Origin of the sequence: Sedimentibacter hydroxybenzoicus DSM 7310 (genome assembly GCF_013403245.1) — a bacterium.
In the GTDB taxonomy this organism is placed as follows: Bacteria; Bacillota; Clostridia; order Tissierellales; family Sedimentibacteraceae; genus Sedimentibacter; species Sedimentibacter hydroxybenzoicus.
On the sequence record NZ_JACBNQ010000002.1, the window covers coordinates 221,405 to 239,365 of the forward strand.

The 17,961-nt window shown below is 35.6% G+C and carries 15 protein-coding genes; 11 read left to right on the forward strand and 4 right to left on the reverse strand.

The features are described from left to right. Window positions 1–52 precede the first annotated feature (52 nt). The 8 genes from HZF24_RS03630 to HZF24_RS03655 all read left to right on the forward strand — a co-directional run bounded on the left by HZF24_RS03630 (window position 53) and on the right by HZF24_RS03655 (window position 8,128). Complete coding sequence (locus tag HZF24_RS03630; protein ID WP_179236910.1) at window positions 53–2,185, forward strand: DNA topoisomerase 3; 2,133 nt, start codon at window positions 53–55, stop codon at window positions 2,183–2,185. A 208-nt stretch (window positions 2,186–2,393) separates the two neighbouring features. Beyond that, window positions 2,394–3,530, forward strand: a complete 1,137-nt coding sequence (locus HZF24_RS03635; RefSeq protein ID WP_179236911.1) for a sodium ion-translocating decarboxylase subunit beta — start codon at window positions 2,394–2,396, stop codon at window positions 3,528–3,530. A gap of 10 nt (window positions 3,531–3,540) precedes the next feature. Next, the gene (locus tag HZF24_RS19170) at window positions 3,541–3,666 is read left to right on the forward strand and encodes an OadG-related small transporter subunit (protein WP_281372241.1); all 126 of its coding nucleotides are present in this window, start codon (window positions 3,541–3,543) and stop codon (window positions 3,664–3,666) included. Window positions 3,667–3,742: 76 nt separating this feature from the next. Next, window positions 3,743–5,008, forward strand: coding sequence for a protein translocase subunit SecD (gene secD, locus HZF24_RS19330; protein ID WP_322790713.1), 1,266 nt, complete (start codon window positions 3,743–3,745; stop codon window positions 5,006–5,008). After that, entirely contained in the window at window positions 5,009–5,923 is a 915-nt protein-coding gene (gene secF, locus HZF24_RS19335; protein ID WP_322790714.1) for a protein translocase subunit SecF, read from the forward strand. It begins immediately after the preceding gene. Window positions 5,924–5,935: 12 nt separating this feature from the next. Beyond that, window positions 5,936–6,361, forward strand: a complete 426-nt coding sequence (locus HZF24_RS03645) for an acyl-CoA thioesterase (RefSeq protein WP_179236912.1) — start codon at window positions 5,936–5,938, stop codon at window positions 6,359–6,361. Between the two features lie 243 nt (window positions 6,362–6,604). After that, on the forward strand, window positions 6,605–7,231 hold the full coding sequence (locus HZF24_RS03650) for a regulatory protein RecX (protein ID WP_179236913.1): 627 nt from the start codon (window positions 6,605–6,607) through the stop codon (window positions 7,229–7,231). Window positions 7,232–7,240: 9 nt separating this feature from the next. Further along, window positions 7,241–8,128, forward strand: coding sequence for a GGDEF domain-containing protein (locus HZF24_RS03655; RefSeq protein WP_179236914.1), 888 nt, complete (start codon window positions 7,241–7,243; stop codon window positions 8,126–8,128). Between the two features lie 58 nt (window positions 8,129–8,186). Here HZF24_RS03655 and HZF24_RS03660 read toward each other — a convergent pair whose 3' ends face one another. From HZF24_RS03660 to HZF24_RS03675, 4 genes are all read right to left on the reverse strand, one after another. Beyond that, entirely contained in the window at window positions 8,187–9,440 is a 1,254-nt protein-coding gene (locus HZF24_RS03660; protein ID WP_179236915.1) for an MFS transporter, read from the reverse strand. Between the two features lie 7 nt (window positions 9,441–9,447). Further along, window positions 9,448–11,997 (reverse strand): phosphoenolpyruvate synthase, encoded by a 2,550-nt coding sequence (locus HZF24_RS03665; RefSeq protein WP_179236916.1) that lies wholly within the window; start codon window positions 11,995–11,997, stop codon window positions 9,448–9,450. A gap of 22 nt (window positions 11,998–12,019) precedes the next feature. After that, complete coding sequence (locus HZF24_RS03670; protein WP_179236917.1) at window positions 12,020–12,646, reverse strand: TetR/AcrR family transcriptional regulator; 627 nt, start codon at window positions 12,644–12,646, stop codon at window positions 12,020–12,022. An 88-nt stretch (window positions 12,647–12,734) separates the two neighbouring features. Further along, window positions 12,735–13,895 (reverse strand): S8 family peptidase, encoded by a 1,161-nt coding sequence (locus HZF24_RS03675; protein ID WP_179236918.1) that lies wholly within the window; start codon window positions 13,893–13,895, stop codon window positions 12,735–12,737. Between the two features lie 152 nt (window positions 13,896–14,047). Here HZF24_RS03675 and HZF24_RS03680 point away from each other — a divergent pair, with 152 nt between their 5' ends. From HZF24_RS03680 to HZF24_RS03690, 3 genes are read left to right on the forward strand one after another with little or no spacing between them, the layout of a single operon-like run. Then, window positions 14,048–14,731, forward strand: a complete 684-nt coding sequence (locus HZF24_RS03680) for a response regulator (RefSeq protein WP_179236919.1) — start codon at window positions 14,048–14,050, stop codon at window positions 14,729–14,731. 26 nt (window positions 14,732–14,757) lie between these two features. Further along, window positions 14,758–16,551 carry an ATP-binding protein gene (locus HZF24_RS03685; protein ID WP_179236920.1) on the forward strand — a complete coding sequence of 598 codons (1,794 nt, stop codon included), beginning with the start codon at window positions 14,758–14,760 and terminating at the stop codon, window positions 16,549–16,551. A gap of 16 nt (window positions 16,552–16,567) precedes the next feature. Beyond that, on the forward strand, window positions 16,568–17,956 hold the full coding sequence (locus HZF24_RS03690) for a hypothetical protein (RefSeq protein ID WP_179236921.1): 1,389 nt from the start codon (window positions 16,568–16,570) through the stop codon (window positions 17,954–17,956). The last annotated feature ends 5 nt before the right edge of the window (window positions 17,957–17,961 follow it).

The following is a 17,961-nucleotide window of genomic DNA, read 5'->3' on the forward strand; positions in this document are numbered from 1 at the left end:
AATAATCCTATGCTATAATATTTTGGCAATAGGTTAAAAAAGGAAGATTTTTATGAAATTAATAGTTACCGAAAAGCCTTCAGTGGCTAAGGATATAGCCGGGGTTTTAAACATTAAGCAATCAAGAGACGGATATATACAGGGAGAGGAATACATAATTACATGGTGCGTGGGACATTTAATTCAGCTTTCATATCCCGAAGAATATGATTCTAGGTACAAGGCTTGGAACATTAATGATTTGCCAATTTTTCCAAAGCAATTTAAATATTCTGTCAACGAATCTACAAAAAAACAGTATGAAATTGTAAAATCTCTCATGAACAGAGATGACGTTGATGAATTAATATGTGCAACGGATGCCGGTCGCGAAGGTCAGCTGATTTTTGGTTATGTATATGTAAATGCAGGATGTACAAAGCCTGTAAAAAGATTATGGATAAGCAGTATGACTGATGAAGCAATAGCTGAGGGTTTTAATAACCTTAAGGATAATAAGGAATATTTTCCTCTGTATCAATCAGCTAGGGCGCGTTCGGAAGCGGACTGGCTGGTGGGAATTAACGCTACCCGATTGTTTACCGTTAAATACAATCGTATGCTCACAATAGGCAGGGTTCAGACTCCAACCTTATCACTGATAGTAGCAAGGCAAAAGGAAATAGATAATTTTGTTTCGCAGCCTTTTTATGAAGTTGCCGCAGACTGTGAAATGTTTACGGCTACCTGGTTCAATAAGAAGGTCACTCGAATTGATGATTTGGAAAAAGCAGAAGCAATAGCCGAAAGATGCAGAGGCAAGGAAGGAACCATCACAAAATTAAACACTAAGAGAGCAACAACAGAACGTCCATTGCTGTATGACTTGACTGAGCTGCAAAGGGACGGCAATAAAAGATATGGGTATTCGGCGGAGCAAACCTTGGATGCAGCACAAAATTTATATGAAAAATATAAATTAGCAACTTATCCGAGAACCGATTCAAGATATTTAACAAAGGATATGAAGCCAAAATTAGCAGTCTTACTGCAGAATATAAAGGATGGGTGGAAGGATTCTGAAGATGCAAAATATTGTGTGGATAAAATTATCAAACAAAAAATAAATGCTGATAAAAGAGTTATTGACGATTCAAAGGTAACTGATCACCATGCCATTATAGTTACGCCTAACATACGAAATGTTTATAATATCAAACTTCCGGAAAGAGAAGCTAATATTTTAAGACTGATAGTTGCCCGGTTTATAGCTGTATTGGACAGAAAGCAGGAATACGATCAAACTGACATTGAGCTGAATATAGACAAAGAAAAATTTAAAGCGAGAGGAAAGAAGATTGTAATTCCCGGCTGGAAGGAGGTGGAAGATATAATGCTCGGCAAGGTTAAGGAAGAGTCGGAGGATGGCGAGATAAATATAAACCTTATGGAGGGAGATAAAATAACGCCTAAGGAAATAAAGGTTTTAACAAAAAAAACATCTCCTCCCAAGCCATATACGGAGGCAACTTTACTCACGGCTATGGAAACAGCAGGAAAACAGATTGAGGATGAAAAATTAAGAGAGGAAATGAAATCAATCGGTTTAGGTACTCCTGCAACGAGAGCCGGTATCATAGAAAAGCTCATATCTGTCGGTTACATTAAGAGAAATAAGAAAAACTTAATTCCAACGCAAAATGGTATACAGCTTATAGAAATTGTTCATGACAAGCTTAAAAAACCTGATTTAACAGGTGAATGGGAAAGTGAATTAGGTAAAATAGCCAAGAAGGAAAGTTCGTCCAAGGACTTTATTGTGGATATAAAAAAATATGTGGCTGAAATTATAAACGAGGGCAAAATAAGCTCAACCAAAAATGTAAGCTTTGAACAAACAGGAAAGAAAAGTAAAAGAGAGATTATTGGCACATGTCCAAGATGCGGCAGAGAAATTTTTGAAAGCAAAAAAAGTTTTTTTTGTGCAGGATATAGAAATTTTCCTTCTTGCAGATTCTCCTTGTGGAAGGAAGATAAATTATTATCTGAAAGAGGAGTTACATTAACGAAGGAAATTGCTGCTTCGCTTTTGAAAAACAAGCAAGCAGAAGTAACAATTAAAATAAATGAAAAAGAGCAAAATATTACGATAGGCATGAAAGATAACGGATACAAAACAGAATATGTATTTGCAGAAAAAGGTTGAAAAATGCAGGGATAAACAATGTCCTTGCATTTTTAGCGGTCTGATTAGTATTTGTTAGAATACAGGAGTGATTGAGGGATAGAATAACTAAATAGTAGCTAATTAAGCTGAATTCGAAAGAAAATGAATAATTCTTCGCATTGTGAATAATTGCTTAGAATTATTTTATGTATTAGAATACTCAGGAATATACTACAAGGAGCAGAAAATGGAATTTTTAGTTCAAGGTATTACACAAATTACATGGCAACAAATTTTAATGTGGATAATAGGCGGTATACTGATTTATTTAGCTATAGCTAAAGAGTTGGAACCGGCACTTTTGCTTCCTATGGGATTTGGAGCAATATTGGTGAATATTCCGATGTCGGGAGTTTTAAATCAGATATTGCCGGGCATAGGGGAGGTTCATGGAATTATTGATTGGTTATTTGAGGTTGGTATTGAATCATCAGAAATGATGCCGCTGTTACTTTTTATAGGAATCGGAGCTATGATTGACTTTGGTCCGCTTTTATCAAATCCAAGATTGTTATTGTTTGGTGCTGCGGCACAATTCGGTATTTTTGCAACAATAACAGTTGCGTCATTGTTAAAGTTTCCTATACATGATGCAGCAGCAATCGGTATAATAGGAGCTGCGGACGGACCGACATCTATATTGGTTTCTCAGGTGCTGAAAAGTAATTATATCGGACCCATAGCGGTAGCAGCGTATTCATATATGGCTCTTGTACCAATAATTCAGCCATTTGCTATAAAAATATGCACTACAGAAAAAGACAGAAAGATAAAAATGAAATATAATCCTAAAAGTGTATCAAGAATGACAAGGTTGTTATTCCCCATAGTAGTTACAATTATCGCCGGCTTAGTAGCACCTGCATCAATAGCGCTTGTTGGATTTTTGATGTTTGGTAATTTAATAAGGGAATGCGGAGTTTTAAGATCTCTGTCGGAAACAGCGCAAAAGGATTTAGTAAACTTAATCACATTACTTCTTGGAATTACTATTTCAGCAAGTATGAAAGCAGATGTATTTATATCACTTAACACATTGCTGATTATGGGTCTGGGTTTATTGGCATTTATTTTTGATACAATGGCAGGAGCATTGTTTGCCAAATTCTTAAATCTGTTCCTTAAAGAAAAAATTAATCCTATGGTTGGAGCAGCAGGTATTTCTGCATTCCCGATGTCTTCAAGAGTAATTCAAAAAATGGGACTTGAAGCAGACTCTCAAAATCACTTGTTGATGCATGCTGTCGGAGCCAATGTGTCAGGTCAGATTGCATCGGTTATAGCAGGTGGTGTAATAATCGGTCTTGTTCCGGGACTAATGTAGGAGGTTAAATATGAATATAAATGTAATTAATTCCTTAAAGCTTATGGGTATGGGAATGTCCGCCATATTTTTAGTTATAATAGTAATATATTTATCTGTAAATATAATGTTAAGGTTGACAAGTGAAAAAAAGTAAAATAAGCTAATAAAGAGAATAATGATTTAATTTATTATTTATCATTATTCTTTCGATTTTTTCAAAGGAGAAAAAAATGAGAATTAATAAACACATGTATATTCCTGTTATGCTTTTTATTATCTGCGTAGTATTTGTAGCCGTTTTTGGTATACACGCAGGTTCATTTAATGTAAGAGGAATGAAGGATATAAGATTTGGAATTGATATAAGGGGCGGAGTGGAGGCCGTATTTGAGCCTGCTAATCTTGACAGACCGCCTACTGAAAGCGAGCTTGAATCCGCAAGAATAATAATGGAAACAAGAATGGATGCTCAGAATATTTTAGACAGAGAAATAACGGTTGATAAAAACAGCGGTCATATAATAGTCAGATTTCCCTGGAAATCCGGAGAAACCGATTTTAACCCTCAAAAAGCAATAGCAGAGCTTGGAGAAACTGCTAAGCTTACATTCAGAGATCCTGAAGGAAATATTATGGTTGAAGGTAAAGAGGTTAAGGAAAGTCAGGTACAATTAGACAACAGAACAAATCAACCTGTTGTTACTTTAACCTTTACCGATACAGGTGCTAAGCAATTTGCTGATGCCACGGAAAAGCTTATAAATCAACAGATGTCAATTTATATGGATGAAACATTAATTTCTGCACCGTATGTTAACAACAAAATAACAGGAGGAAATGCTGTTATTGAGAATATTAGAAGCGTAGAGGAAGCAAAGGCGTTATCGGATAAAATTAATTCAGGTGCGCTTCCGTTTTCACTGCTATCAAAAAATCACAGTACCATAACTCCTACGATGGGTTCAGGTGCTTTGAACGTTATGGTTAAAGCCGGTATTATTGCTTTTATATTTGTGTGTTTGTTTATGATTGTATACTATAGGCTATTAGGTGTAATAGCGTGCTTAGCATTGCTTTTGCAGGTGTCTGTCCAGATGCTGGCACTTTCAATACCACAGATAACACTTACACTTACGGGTATTGCAGGTATAATTCTATCAATAGGCATGGGTGTTGATGCCAACGTTATAATATCAGAGAGAATAAAAGAAGAATTAAACGAAGGCAGGTCTTTAGGATACTCTATTGATACAGGATATAAAAGGGCTTTTTCAGCAGTGTTTGACGGTAATATAACAACTATAGCAGCGGCAGTAATAATGATGATTTTTGGAACAGGTTCCATGCTGTCATTTGGTTACACGCTTATGGTAGGTTGTGTATTAAACTTTTTGTCAGGTGTTTCTGCTTCTAGGCTTATGACAAAATCGCTTTGTATGAATGATGCATTTTCAAAAAAATCCCTTTATGGAATGAAAGTAAAGGAGGCAAAATAAATGATCAAATTTTATGAGAAAAGAAAAATATTCTTTACTATTTCATTGATAATTATGTTGGCAGGTATAATCTCGATATTTGTAAACGGAGTTAATTTGTCAATTCAATTTAAAGGCGGGGCAATCCTTAAGTATTCTTTCGAAGGTGAAATGGATACAATAAAGGCAGAAAATATATCAACTGAAGTATTAAACAGAAATACTGAGGTTCAGATAACTGAAGATTTGGTGACCCAAAGTAAAAAATTAGTGTTGAATCTTTCAGGAAATTCAGGACTTGAAGCAAGCGAGCAGGGTGAATTAGAAAAAGCTTTAAAGAAGGAATTTCCAAATTCAAATATTACATTGGCTGAATCAAACGTAGTTGAGCCGTTCATAGGTAAAAGATTCTTAACCAATGGTATGATAGCAATAGGGCTTACTTCCATATTTATTATACTATATGTAAGGTTCAGATTTCAAAGGCTCTCAGGTTTATCTGCAGGCGTTATAGGACTTATAGCTATGCTGCATGATGTATTGGTTGTATTCTTTGTATTTACAATTTTAAAAATGCCTATTAATGATTCATTCATAGCTGTAACTTTAACTATTATAGGTTATTCAATAAACGATACAATAGTTATTTATGACCGTATAAGAGAAAATCAGCCTTATTATACAAAAAAATCATTTGAGGAATTAGTGGATGTAAGTATAAATCAATCATTATCAAGATCAATAAATACAAGTGCTACAACGGCTATAAGTATTTTGATAGTATATTTCCTCGCTTTTCTTTATAATATAGAATCAATAAAGACATTTTCTATACCAATGTTCGTAGGGGTTATAAGCGGATGTTATTCAACAGTTTGCTTAGCAGGACCTATGCTTGTAATGTGGCATAATAAGAATTTAAGTTCAACGATATAAAAAGAGGTATTTATGAAGAAATATATTTGTTCAAGATTAGTTAAATCAGAAGAGTTAAATCATCACGGTACTTTATTTGCGGGAAGGACAGCAGAGTGGTTTGTAGAATCGGCATTCGTTGCGGCAGCATCAACTTTGGGAGATCCTAAACATGTAGTATGCTTGAACATACACGGTTTATTGTTCAGAAGCCCTGTTGATAAAGGCGATATAGTCACATTTACAAGTAAGGTTGTTCATTTAGGGAAATCCAGTATTGTAGTGTATACAAAAATGACCACAGAGTTGGCGAAGACAACGCCGGTCGATGGCTTCATTACCTTTATTTCAGTAGATTGCAAAGGAAATAAGGTTGTTCATAGTTTATCTTTGGATGAAACAACGGATGAAGAAGAATTAAAATTAAGAGAAACGGCGAAAAATCTGAATAAAAAATAATATTATTATAAATATGATGTCATTCTTAGACTAAATCTGAGAATGACATTTTTGCACTTGCAGCATAAATGACTGATGCCAAATTTCGCATACAGCATGAGCAACCGACACAAAATCAGGGTTTTTTGCCGTTTGCTTACAAATTTGGGTCATATACTTGCATATTGCTTGATATTTTTTGACACAAGTTGCCAAAAGTCGACCTATGTGATAAAATAAATAATATCTGATTAAGAGGTATTTATGAAAAAAATTACAAAGATAGAATACCAGAAAAAAAACAAAGACAGAGTAAATGTATACATAGACGACAGTTTTGGCTTTGGTATTGATTTAAATATTTTAATTAAATATTCATTGACAAAGAATATGGAATTGAGTGATGAATTTATTGAGGACATATTAAAATCAGAGGAAGAAATAAATGTTTATAATTATGGTTTAGTCGCTCTATCAAGAAGTTTAAAAAGTGAAAAGCAGCTTAAAGAAAAAATGTTGGACAAGGGCTATGACCTTGAACTTATTGACAGGGCAATTGAGAAATTAAAGAACCGCGGATATATAAATGATGAATATTATTGTGATTGCTTGGTTAACTCAAGGATTAACGGTGCTAAATACGGTAAAAGAAGAATAGCACAAGAATTATATGATAAAGGGGTAGATAGAGAAATAACCGATGACAAGCTCAAAGAAATTTCCGATGAAGAAGAGTTTGAAAGAGCATATGAATTAGGATTGAAGAAACTAAAATCAATCAATGAAGAAGATACCCGAAAAAAAAGCGGTAAATTGTCGAATCATCTAATTTATAGAGGTTTTGACTACGACACAGTAAAAAAGGTTATTGAAAAAATTCTAAAATTATAGGGGGTTTGTATGAAGGAATTCGCTGAATATATATCAGATGGTATAGTACAGTGTAAAATAGTAAGAAAAGATTCAGGGAAAATAGACATTGTAGCAATCTATGCAAACAAACAGTCAGAAGCCATAACAGGAAGGCCGGTTGAGGAAATATTAAATAAAGGAATGACAGAGGTTTACCCGGTGATTGTGGATTCCATATTTAACTGGCCCCAAATATTAAGTGAAGCTGCAATGACCAGCGATCACAAAATTATCGAGCAATATGTTACAGGCATCGAAAAATATGTAAGGTTCAGTATATTTGGTTTTAAGGATGATACATTCTATCTTGCAATGCAGGATTTAACCGAGCAAAAGCAAGCAAAGAAACTACAGCTTGAAAAAAACAGAGAAATCAAATTTTTGGAAAATGAATTAAAATCAAGGGCAAATGTTGATCCGCTGACTAAGCTTTATAATTTTCAATTTATTAATGAGTGTATAAAGAGCAGTGTTACAAATTATAAAGAAGAAGGAATAAACTTCTGTCTTATAACAATAGATATAGACGATTTTAAGAAAATAAATTTATTATTCGGCATGCAAAAAGCGGATATCATGCTTCAGGATGTTGCTAAAATATTAAGCTCAAATGCACGTAAAATAGATGTGGTCGGAAGGTATGGAAATGATAAGTTTACTATTATACTAAATAATGTAGACTTAGATATTGCTAAAATTATGATGGAAAGAATTAAGATGGAGATAGAAAATTACAGCTTAAATTATGAAAGCAAATTAAGCATATGCTGCTCCATAGTTGAATATGAAGGTGAAACCATAGAGCAATTTATTGAAAGATCAGAATCGCTCTTGAAAAAGGCACAATCGATAGGAAAAGGAATAATATTATCATAACAGCCTTCAAGGGAACATTTAGTTCCCTGTCAGTTTGTTATATGTCAGTAATATTTATCTATTTGACTTGCATTTTTGATACTGATATTAAGAAAAAGGCAGAAATTAGCATAGTCAGCAGCGTGGTGAACAGCATCGTCCAATGAACAGCAACCTTTTCAAGAATTACTCCGTAAAGTAATGCGCCCAACGGCATCCCGCCTTTGGTAATCATACCTACTATTGAGAATATACGAGACATATATTCATTTGGTGTAGACATTTGAATATATGTTTGCACCGGAATGTGAATAAGCATCAGTACGGCACTTAAAAGACAAAGTGCTCCCGAAAGCAGTAAAAAATATGCTGTCGTATTGTTACCAAAAAGGCTTATAAAGAATGGGAATATTAGTGTCGTCAATAAAGATAAAACTATTACCATTAATGTGCAGCCGGTGAAAAGCGATTTTTTTACCTGATGTCCTTTGCCAAATAACACTCCAACAAGGATGCTTCCCAATAACGCACCGGTAATAACAAACATTTGAAGATAACCATATTGTACATCGGAATAGCTCAAGCTGCTTCTGAAAAAAACTGGCAAAACAACATTAAATATAGGCTGTACTAAGGCATAAGTAATCAAAAAATATACGCACAGCTTTCCAATAATTTTGTTTTGTAATATAAATCTGATTCCATCCATCAAATCAGATAACATACCAAGGCTTTTTCCATCATTATTGCTTCTGATATGCTGATATGAAATAAACATCTCGCTGCATCCGGACAGAAAGAAGGAAATGCCATTGAGTAAGAATAGCACTGTGACCCCAAGGTTCACATACAGCATGGAGCCGATTGCAGAGCCAAGTAAAACCGATGTTGTCCTGAGTGCCGAAATTACGGAGTTAGCCTTTGTCAATTGTGAGTGCTCTACAATTTGCGGTACCATCCCTTTTGTAGCAGGATCAAAAATTCCGTTCAGAGTGGCAATTAATACTTGTGCAATCAGCAATATTGGCAGGCTGATTAATTTGTAATAAGCACAGGCAGACAGCATTAGGACAACACCTGCGCTGGCAAAATCTGTTGATACCATGATTGTCTTCCGGTTTAATCTATCCCCCAGCACACCGGCCATCGGATAAACAAAAACAGTTGCCAGGGACAGAAAAGAGTACAAGCCGACAGTAGCAGCCGAACCTCCAATATCAATGATGTATAACGGCATGACAATCATCTGAATGCTCGCGCCCATATCGGACACCCCGCGGCCTAATAAAAGCAATACGAGGTTATTATTATTTTTTTTATTTAAGTTCTTCATAATGTACCTAATTATCTTCTAAAATCTCGATATATCCTTCCGTTCCGTTCAGACGTATTCTCTGTCCGTCTTTAATTTGTTTTGTAGCGCCAACAACTCCAACTACTGCAGGCATACCATATTCGCGCGTAATAACCGCACCATGTGACATCATGCCTCCGACTTCCGTAACCAGACCGGATAATGATACGAATACCGGAGTCCAGCTTGGATCGGTAAAAATTGTTACAAGAATATCTCCCTTTTCAATATGCGCGTCAGATAAGCTTTCTACTACGCGAGCGCGTCCTTCTATGATACCGCTTGACACCGCAAGCCCTGCAAGAGCCCTGTCTGGAATATTAGATGAATAAGAAACGGGCGGCACCTCTCCGTCAGAAAAAATAATGCGCGGTGGTGTGAGTGCCTGATAAGATTGATAGGCTTTTCTGCGCTCATAAATAATGCTTACATCTGCTTTTTTGCTTTTTATCACTTCCATCAATTCTTCCAATGAAAGATAATAGGCATCGCTTGCTTCATTCAACACTTTATCATTCACTAAGCGTTGAACCTCTCGCATAATAGCCTGCTTATATACATCGTAGTGGCACATCCAGAAATACTTGGTGTATTCCCGTACACCGATAAAATTACGGTATATCTCAATTTGTTTACGAAGCTTTTGTGCCTTACATCGACCGTGCGCCCCTTCCATTTTTGACACGAGTTCTGCCGCAAGCTGCTCGGCTTCTTCTTTGCCTTGAGAAAAGGCGGTTATTGCGTGTCCTGTCGGTAGATTTTTGATGTTGTTGATTAACGCGGTGGAAAGCTGCCCCGGACGCTCACGGAATCGCTCCCGGGTAATGTCGATTTCTCCTGTGCAACGCATACCGTACTCTGACAGAAACTTCTCCAATTTGTCGGCAACTTCTGCACCACCCTCCACTTGACGCAATTTATCAAGGGAAAGGTTTTCGCCAGCCTTTTCTAAATATGCAACGATCTGTGGATAATTTCTTGTCACATCAGATATCTCGCAGAGTTTTAAACCCATTTCCGATGTCACATTATGTCTTACGGATTTTGACAATCGGTTTGTTATTGCTTTTTCACCCGTCAGGCGTTCCACTGATTTGTCAACGGAGTGTCCGACCATCATTGCCATGAGCGTAGTTCCCGCACCCGCAGGGTCATATAAGACCTTTCTGAAATGTTCCTGCTCGTTAATGATGAATTTAATGATATCCGCTCCCGACAATTTTTCCAGTTTACCTCGGACAGCTTCAATTTCAGCATTTTGCCGCTCTATATAAGAATCAATATCTGATTCATTATTACGATGATATATTTTAAATGCGCCCGTCAAGACACCCCATCTGTCAACGACCGTTGTTAAGCCCTTGGGTCCGTCAGGTATACTGCGTAAATATTCTTTCCTGTCAAAAATCTTCTTTAATGCCTCATGCATAAGTGGATCCTTTATTCTTGCTTCGGATAAGACCCTCATGCGTCCTCCGGATTTGGCAATGTCGTATGTGATATCCATAAACATGTGTCCACCCAATTCCTTCACCGAAAAGAAATTGGATTTTTGCAGCATGGAAATTCCAAGAGGCAAGACTGTATCTGTCATCATTTGCAAATGACCGACTGATATGGCGCAATGCTTATATCCGTCAGGGCTTTGAGGTGGAGGAAATAATGTTGTGATGGGTCGTGCCTGTACAATATAAAATTTTTCATCGGCATAGCACCATTCAATATCCTGCTCACAATCAAATGCCGTTTCAATATGCTTGCCTATTGCGGTCAGTTCCAAAAGGCGCGCTTCATTGATCGGTGCTCCTCCTTCTCCGTCGCTTGTTTTTTGCAGCTTACCATTGCGGAGCTTCCACTCGAAGGGGTTTTTACGACCGGACACCAATTCCTCTCCCAATCCTCTGACTGCTTCAATAACAGTTGTAAAACGGTCGGATGTCATTGGGTCAGCTGTAAACATTACTCCTGAAACCTCCGAAATTACCATTTTTTGAACCACAACGGCTATTGTTACCTTGTCATGCTCAAATCCATTTTTGATACGGTATGCTATAGCTCGCTCGTTGAACAATGAAGCCCAGCATTTTGCTATTGCATTGCAGATATCCACTGTTCCTCTTACATTTAAAAACGTATCCTGCTGTCCCGCGAAAGATGCCCCGGGTAAATCCTCAGCTGTAGCGCTTGAACGCACAGCGTACGAAAAGGAAATGCCGTAATCCGAAAGTTTTTTATCCAATTTGTTGATAAATGATGAGGGAAAAGTGATATTTTCAATAATTTTTTTTATTTGAATACTCAATTGCTTGATTGTATCCGTCTGTTCTTCAGAGATCTCCGATAAAGTGTCCAACAATCTTTGCACCTCAGGAACAGCAGTAACAATTTCTGCATAGCATTGAGCCGTAACAACAAACCCGTCAGGTACAGGAATATCATTTATACCATGTAATCTTGCGAGATTTGCTCCTTTGCCGCCTGAAACGGATATGCTTTGTGCCTCTTTATTTTTTAGACCAATCAAATATTTTTCCATTTTATATTATCCTCCTTGTCGGTTATAGATAAAAAGCTTTGCAAATAATATCCATATACGAATCATAGTCAGTCATAATTTCCTCTACAGGCAATTGATCCAGATTTTCACCATTGTAGCTGCCTTTGATTTCTGAAATATATCCATCAAGAGCCCAGTGAATTAATTTTATTGTTTGTTTTTCCCGGAACTCAGGTTTTAAAAGTTTCATATCTAAGTTTTTATAAATGATATCCTCTTTTATCTTTACTCCCCGTTCATTCCGTATATTTTGGATATCATCATGGACCTCCGGTGATGTTTCACGATTGCATTGTGCTATAAAATCGGTAATGCTCGGATGCCGTTTAAATGTTTCCAGATTATATTTTGCTAATTGTTTTAAAATAATTGGCAGAACGCCGCTTTCATAATCAATACGACTATAAATTTCCTTGTCCATAACTTCCCGGACATAGCGATATAGGTAAAGATACAAATTTTTTTTATTACCGAAATAGTGAAACAACATTCCTTTTCCTATTTGGGCTGCAGATACAATGTTGTTTGTTGATGCATCTTCATATTTTTTATAGGCGAACTCCTTAATAGCTGCGTTCAGTATTCGTTCTCTTTTTTGTTCATCCAGTTTTTCAAAAAAATCTTTCAAAATAAACCTCCTTGTAAATAAAACAATCGACCATCTTGGTCTATATTATCAGAATAGACCAAGATGGTCGATTTGTCAAGCTTTTTTCTTATGAAAAAATTTTGCTTATATCCAATACTCCTGCTCCTTGGTCATAAGAGGATGCTTTAATTCTTGAACAGGCATTTACCAGCTTTCTTTTTATATCGTAGTGGCTGTAATTAGGGTTTTCATTTAATAACAACGCTGCAGCTCCTGATACCATCGGGGCCGACATAGATGTGCCGCTTAAGGAGGTATATCCGCTTAAATTTTCATTGGACAGCGATTTGATATTAACTCCCGGTGCAATTAAATCGGGTTTTCTGATTCTGTCTATTGTGGGTCCTCTGCTTGAAAATTCAGCAATTCTTTCTCTGCCTGATTCTCTGTCATCCAATGCACCTACTGAAATAACATGTCTTCCGGTAGCGGGTGATAAAATAGTATTTTTCATAGGACCACTGTTGCCTACGGCTGCAACCACTATAAAGCCATTTTCAATAGCATGATTTGCAGCTTTAACGAGAGGATCTCTCTTTTCTCTGTATTGAGCAATAGCACCTAATGAAAAATTAATAATTCTTGTATCGTAATCCTCCTTACTGTCAATAATGAATTGGACCGTTTCCAATATATCTGATGTATTTCCGTTTCCGATTTCATCTAAAACTTTAATAGCTAAAATATTTGCTTCCGGTGCTATACCTCTGTATTTTCCTCTGGATGAGTATCCGCTTCCTGCCAGAATTCCGGCGCAATGCGTGCCGTGGCCATTATCATCATATACTTTAGTTTCACCATTTACAAAATCCTTGAAACCAACAATTCTGTTTGTTGGATAAATTAAATCTGTATGTGGAGATATGCCCGTATCAATAATTGCCACAGTTACTCCTTTTCCGGTATAGTTGGTAGTAGTTATTAATTCGGCACCTACGGCCTCTCTTGCCAAATCCATAACTGCAAATACCTTGGAATCGTAGCTGATAAATTCTACATCCTCATCAGCGGTAAGCTCTAGTATAGAGCTCATGCTCATTTCACATGCACATCCGTTAATTATTGGCAGGGTATAATTTAATTTATTTGATAAAGAAGAAATTTTACTTTCTTTGATTTTTTTATTATCTTTATAACTTATTATTACGGGTATGACATTATTGTCGTTGGAGTAAATTTGTCCTTTAATAGTAGGACACAACTTATTATAGTCAAAATAATTTCTCATTTAATTCACCTACCTTAAATTAATTTATGCTTTTAATTAAAGATGGTGTTCATTTTTTAAAAACATGGTATAATAATTTACAATAGTATAAGAATGAACAGTGAACAGTGAACAATGAACAATGAACAATGAATAGTGAACAGGAGGAAAGTATGCCTAAAATATTAGTAGTAGACGATGAAAGACCAATAGCAGAGATAATTAAATATAATCTTCAAAAAGAAGGCTACGAAGTTCAAACTGCATATGACGGTGATGAAGCAATTAAGATGGTTCATAAAACGAATCCAGAGTTAGTAATACTCGATATTATGCTTCCAAAGAAAAACGGCTTTGACGTATTAAAGGAAATAAGAATGGAATATGTTATGCCTGTTGTAATGCTTACTGCTAAGGAGGAAGAAAATGATAAAATTACGGGGCTTGAATTGGGAGCCGACGATTATATCACGAAGCCTTTCAGCAATAAGGAACTGATAGCAAGAGTTAAAGCTAATCTTCGAAGAGTGAAGCTTTCAAATGTAAATGAAGAAATGAAGTCTAAAATAATTGAAGCAGGTAATTTAACGATAGACATGAATACCTATGAAGTAAGTAAAGATAATAAAATAATAGATTTGACAAACAGGGAATTTGACTTATTAAAGTATTTGTTTTTGAATGCCGACAGAGTTTTTAACAGAGAACATTTGTTAAAAGAAGTCTGGGGATATGAATTCGGTGATTTAAGAACGGTTGATGTTACTGTAAGAAGGTTGAGAGAAAAAATTGAAACAGAAGAAGATAAATATATAATTACAAAAAGAGGAACGGGATACTATTTTAAAAGCAAATAAGACGTTTTATATTCAGAGGAGCCGTTATGTTTAAAAGTATTAGATGGAGATTAATTTTAATTTATTTTTTGCTTGTATTTCTTGCCATGTCAGTGGTGGGAATCTATATTGTAAGCCAGCTTGAACAGATTCAGCTTGATATGAATATAAAAAATATGAGCTCAAGAATTAAAACTATTATAGAAACATCAAATTCAATAAAAGCAGATAACTGGGATGATAATACAGATAGAATCCAACAGAATATCAACAGTATACAGGTCGGATATAATGAATATGTCTATGTTATTATAAATGATGAAAAGAAGACAATTATTGCAAGCAGTGTCCCTGACACTGTCGGACAAAGTGCTTTTAATGCAAACCAGATAAACAATTACGTATTGACTAAATCTTTTGACGGAAGTCCTGAACACATAGCACCGCCGGACCAAAATCAATATGAAAACGAAAATGAAAACCCAAGCTCTTACCACATGTCTTTTCCTGTATATTCTGACGGAAATATAAAGGGATTCATTTATTTAGTAAACAATATAGAGCATATATATGAAACCGTGGACCAATCCAAGGAAATAATGACACAAGCAACTATTATTGCATTGGCATTGACCGTATTTCTCGGTTTGATATTGTCATCCGGCATCACAAAGCCAATCAAAGAGCTTACATTTAAAGCAAAGCAAATGTCCAAAGGAGATTTTGATCAGAAAGTAAGCGTCAAATCAAATGACGAAATCGGGCAGTTAGGTAATATGTTCAACTTTCTGATTGATGAGCTCAAGCAATCCATGTCCAGCTTAGTGCAGGAAAAAAGCAAATTAGAAACCACATTTAAGTATATGGCAGATGGAATTTTGACGGTCGGTATTGACGGAAATATAATACATTCAAATCCGGTTGCCAAAAAGCTTTTATCCTTGCATAGCGAAGATGAAAAATATGATGATGTTGTGGAAAGTATAGATGATAAGTTGCTTCTATCTAAATTAAAAGCAAAAAAATATCACGGCACCGAAATTTTAGAGCAAAACGGAGAAACATATAATATTGACTATGCACCGTTTATGAATAATCAGAATAAGGTAGGCGGCGTTATTATTGTATTTAAAAATATAACTGAACAGTATAAAATTGATAAGCTTCAAAGAGAATTTGTCGCTAACGTTTCGCATGAGCTGAAAACACCTATTACAACCATAAAGAGTTACACAGAAACATTGCTTGAAGGAGCTATAGAGGAAAGACAATTGGCAGAGGACTTTTTGAATGTTATAAATTCGGAAAGCGATCGTATGTCAAGGCTTGTCAGCGACCTTCTGAAATTATCCAGAATGGATTATGAGCAGACAAAATGGAAAAAAGACAAATTAAATGTAACGGAAACGATTAACGAAATAAGTAAGAAGCTTCAGATACAAGCAAAAAACAAAGATATTAAACTTCATGTAGATTTGCCTTATGACATGAATATATGTTTTGACAGAGACGGCTTTGAACAAATAATACTCAATATTGCCGGAAACGCTGTGAAATACACTCCCGATGGAGGGAATGTGTGGCTGAGCGCATCTAAAAATAACGGCAAGATCAGTATCAGCATTAAGGATGACGGAATTGGTATACCTATGGAGGATCAGGCAAGAGTTTTTGAAAGATTCTACCGAGTAGATAAGGCAAGAAGCCGTGAATTAGGCGGAACAGGTCTTGGGCTGTCAATTGCAAAACAAATAGCGGAAGCTCATGATAGCACCATAACCATTAACGGAGAACTAAAGGTAGGAACTGAAATTATCATAACAATTCCTGAGTTAATCTGAAAAAAGGGGATAGTTCATGAAGCATGGTAAAATAAAAAATATTATATTAACTGTAATGGTAATATGCTGTGTATATTTAAGCAGTAACGTATGGCTTAAATTACCGGATTTTATAAAATATGAAACATCGGCAGAAGAAAATGATGATATCAGTAACGTCATCATCCAAATCTGGAATGTAGTAAAACCCGTTAAGCATGTTATAAATTACAATGAGAATTATACAGTTGATTATTCTGATGAAAATAATATGTGGGGCAAGGCAGTACAGGTTTTGAACAATGTATTTGCCGCTTTTAATAATGCAGATATTTCTCTTACACCTGCATTTCCTACTCAATATTTAAAATTTGATTTTTCTGATAATATTCCTGTCGGAATTTTTACAGGACAAATGCAGATTAACAACAGAAATATTTCAGATACAATTAAATATATAAAAAATGTAATTATAGATTTAGATAATGCGAATTCAATATATATATATAACGGTGAAAATACTATTAAAATTACCAGCAGTGCAATAGATACAACAGAATTAGCCGATATTATAAAACAGTATAGCTTTGAAAATTCAACACAATTTGCATATTATCAAAAAATAGGCAATGAAACCATCCAGGTACCCATCCCATTGGAAACAGTAGCCCGAAATCCTATATTTGTAAGGTCGGAGCTTGATGTGTTTGATACAGAAGCAATCAATAGAATTGCCAGGGGATACTTCAAAAAAGATTATGATTATGTGAGAAAATCGGTTGAAGTAAACGGTAATGTTTCGTATATGTACCGAACACAAAAGTTATTGCGGATAACAGGAGAAGGGCTGCTGGATTTTTATGATGCAACAACGGAATTGGAAAATTCCTCGGACGTGTATGAAAGTTTTGTAGCCGCAGTGGGATTTACAGAGGGATTTTTAGGATTTCCAAAGGATGTTTATTTAAGTGATGTAGAAAGTATAGATCATGACGGAAATCATGGCTACAGATATACATTTTCTTATAAAATTATTGACAGACCAATTTTATTTAGTAGAGTAAGGGCAAATTCAGCACTGCAAATAGATGTTGTAGGAGACGATGTAGTAGTATATAAGAGATTTATAAGAAATATAAATGAATCACAATCAAGTCAGATGAATGAAATTGCAATAATTCCCGCTATTGATGTTATTAATAAAAATTTAGATTATGATACATCTGATGAGGGCTCAGATCAGGCACCTGAACTCAGACCTTTAAAAGAAGAAATGATTAAGGATATAAGCAATATATACTTAGGATACTTTGACTTGTCCAGGGTTTCGGGAGAACAACTGCTGAGAGTGTGCTGGGTAATTGAAGTTAAGGATAAGACGTTTATATTTAATGCAATAACAGGAAGCCTGATAGAAGAATGGTAGCAAGG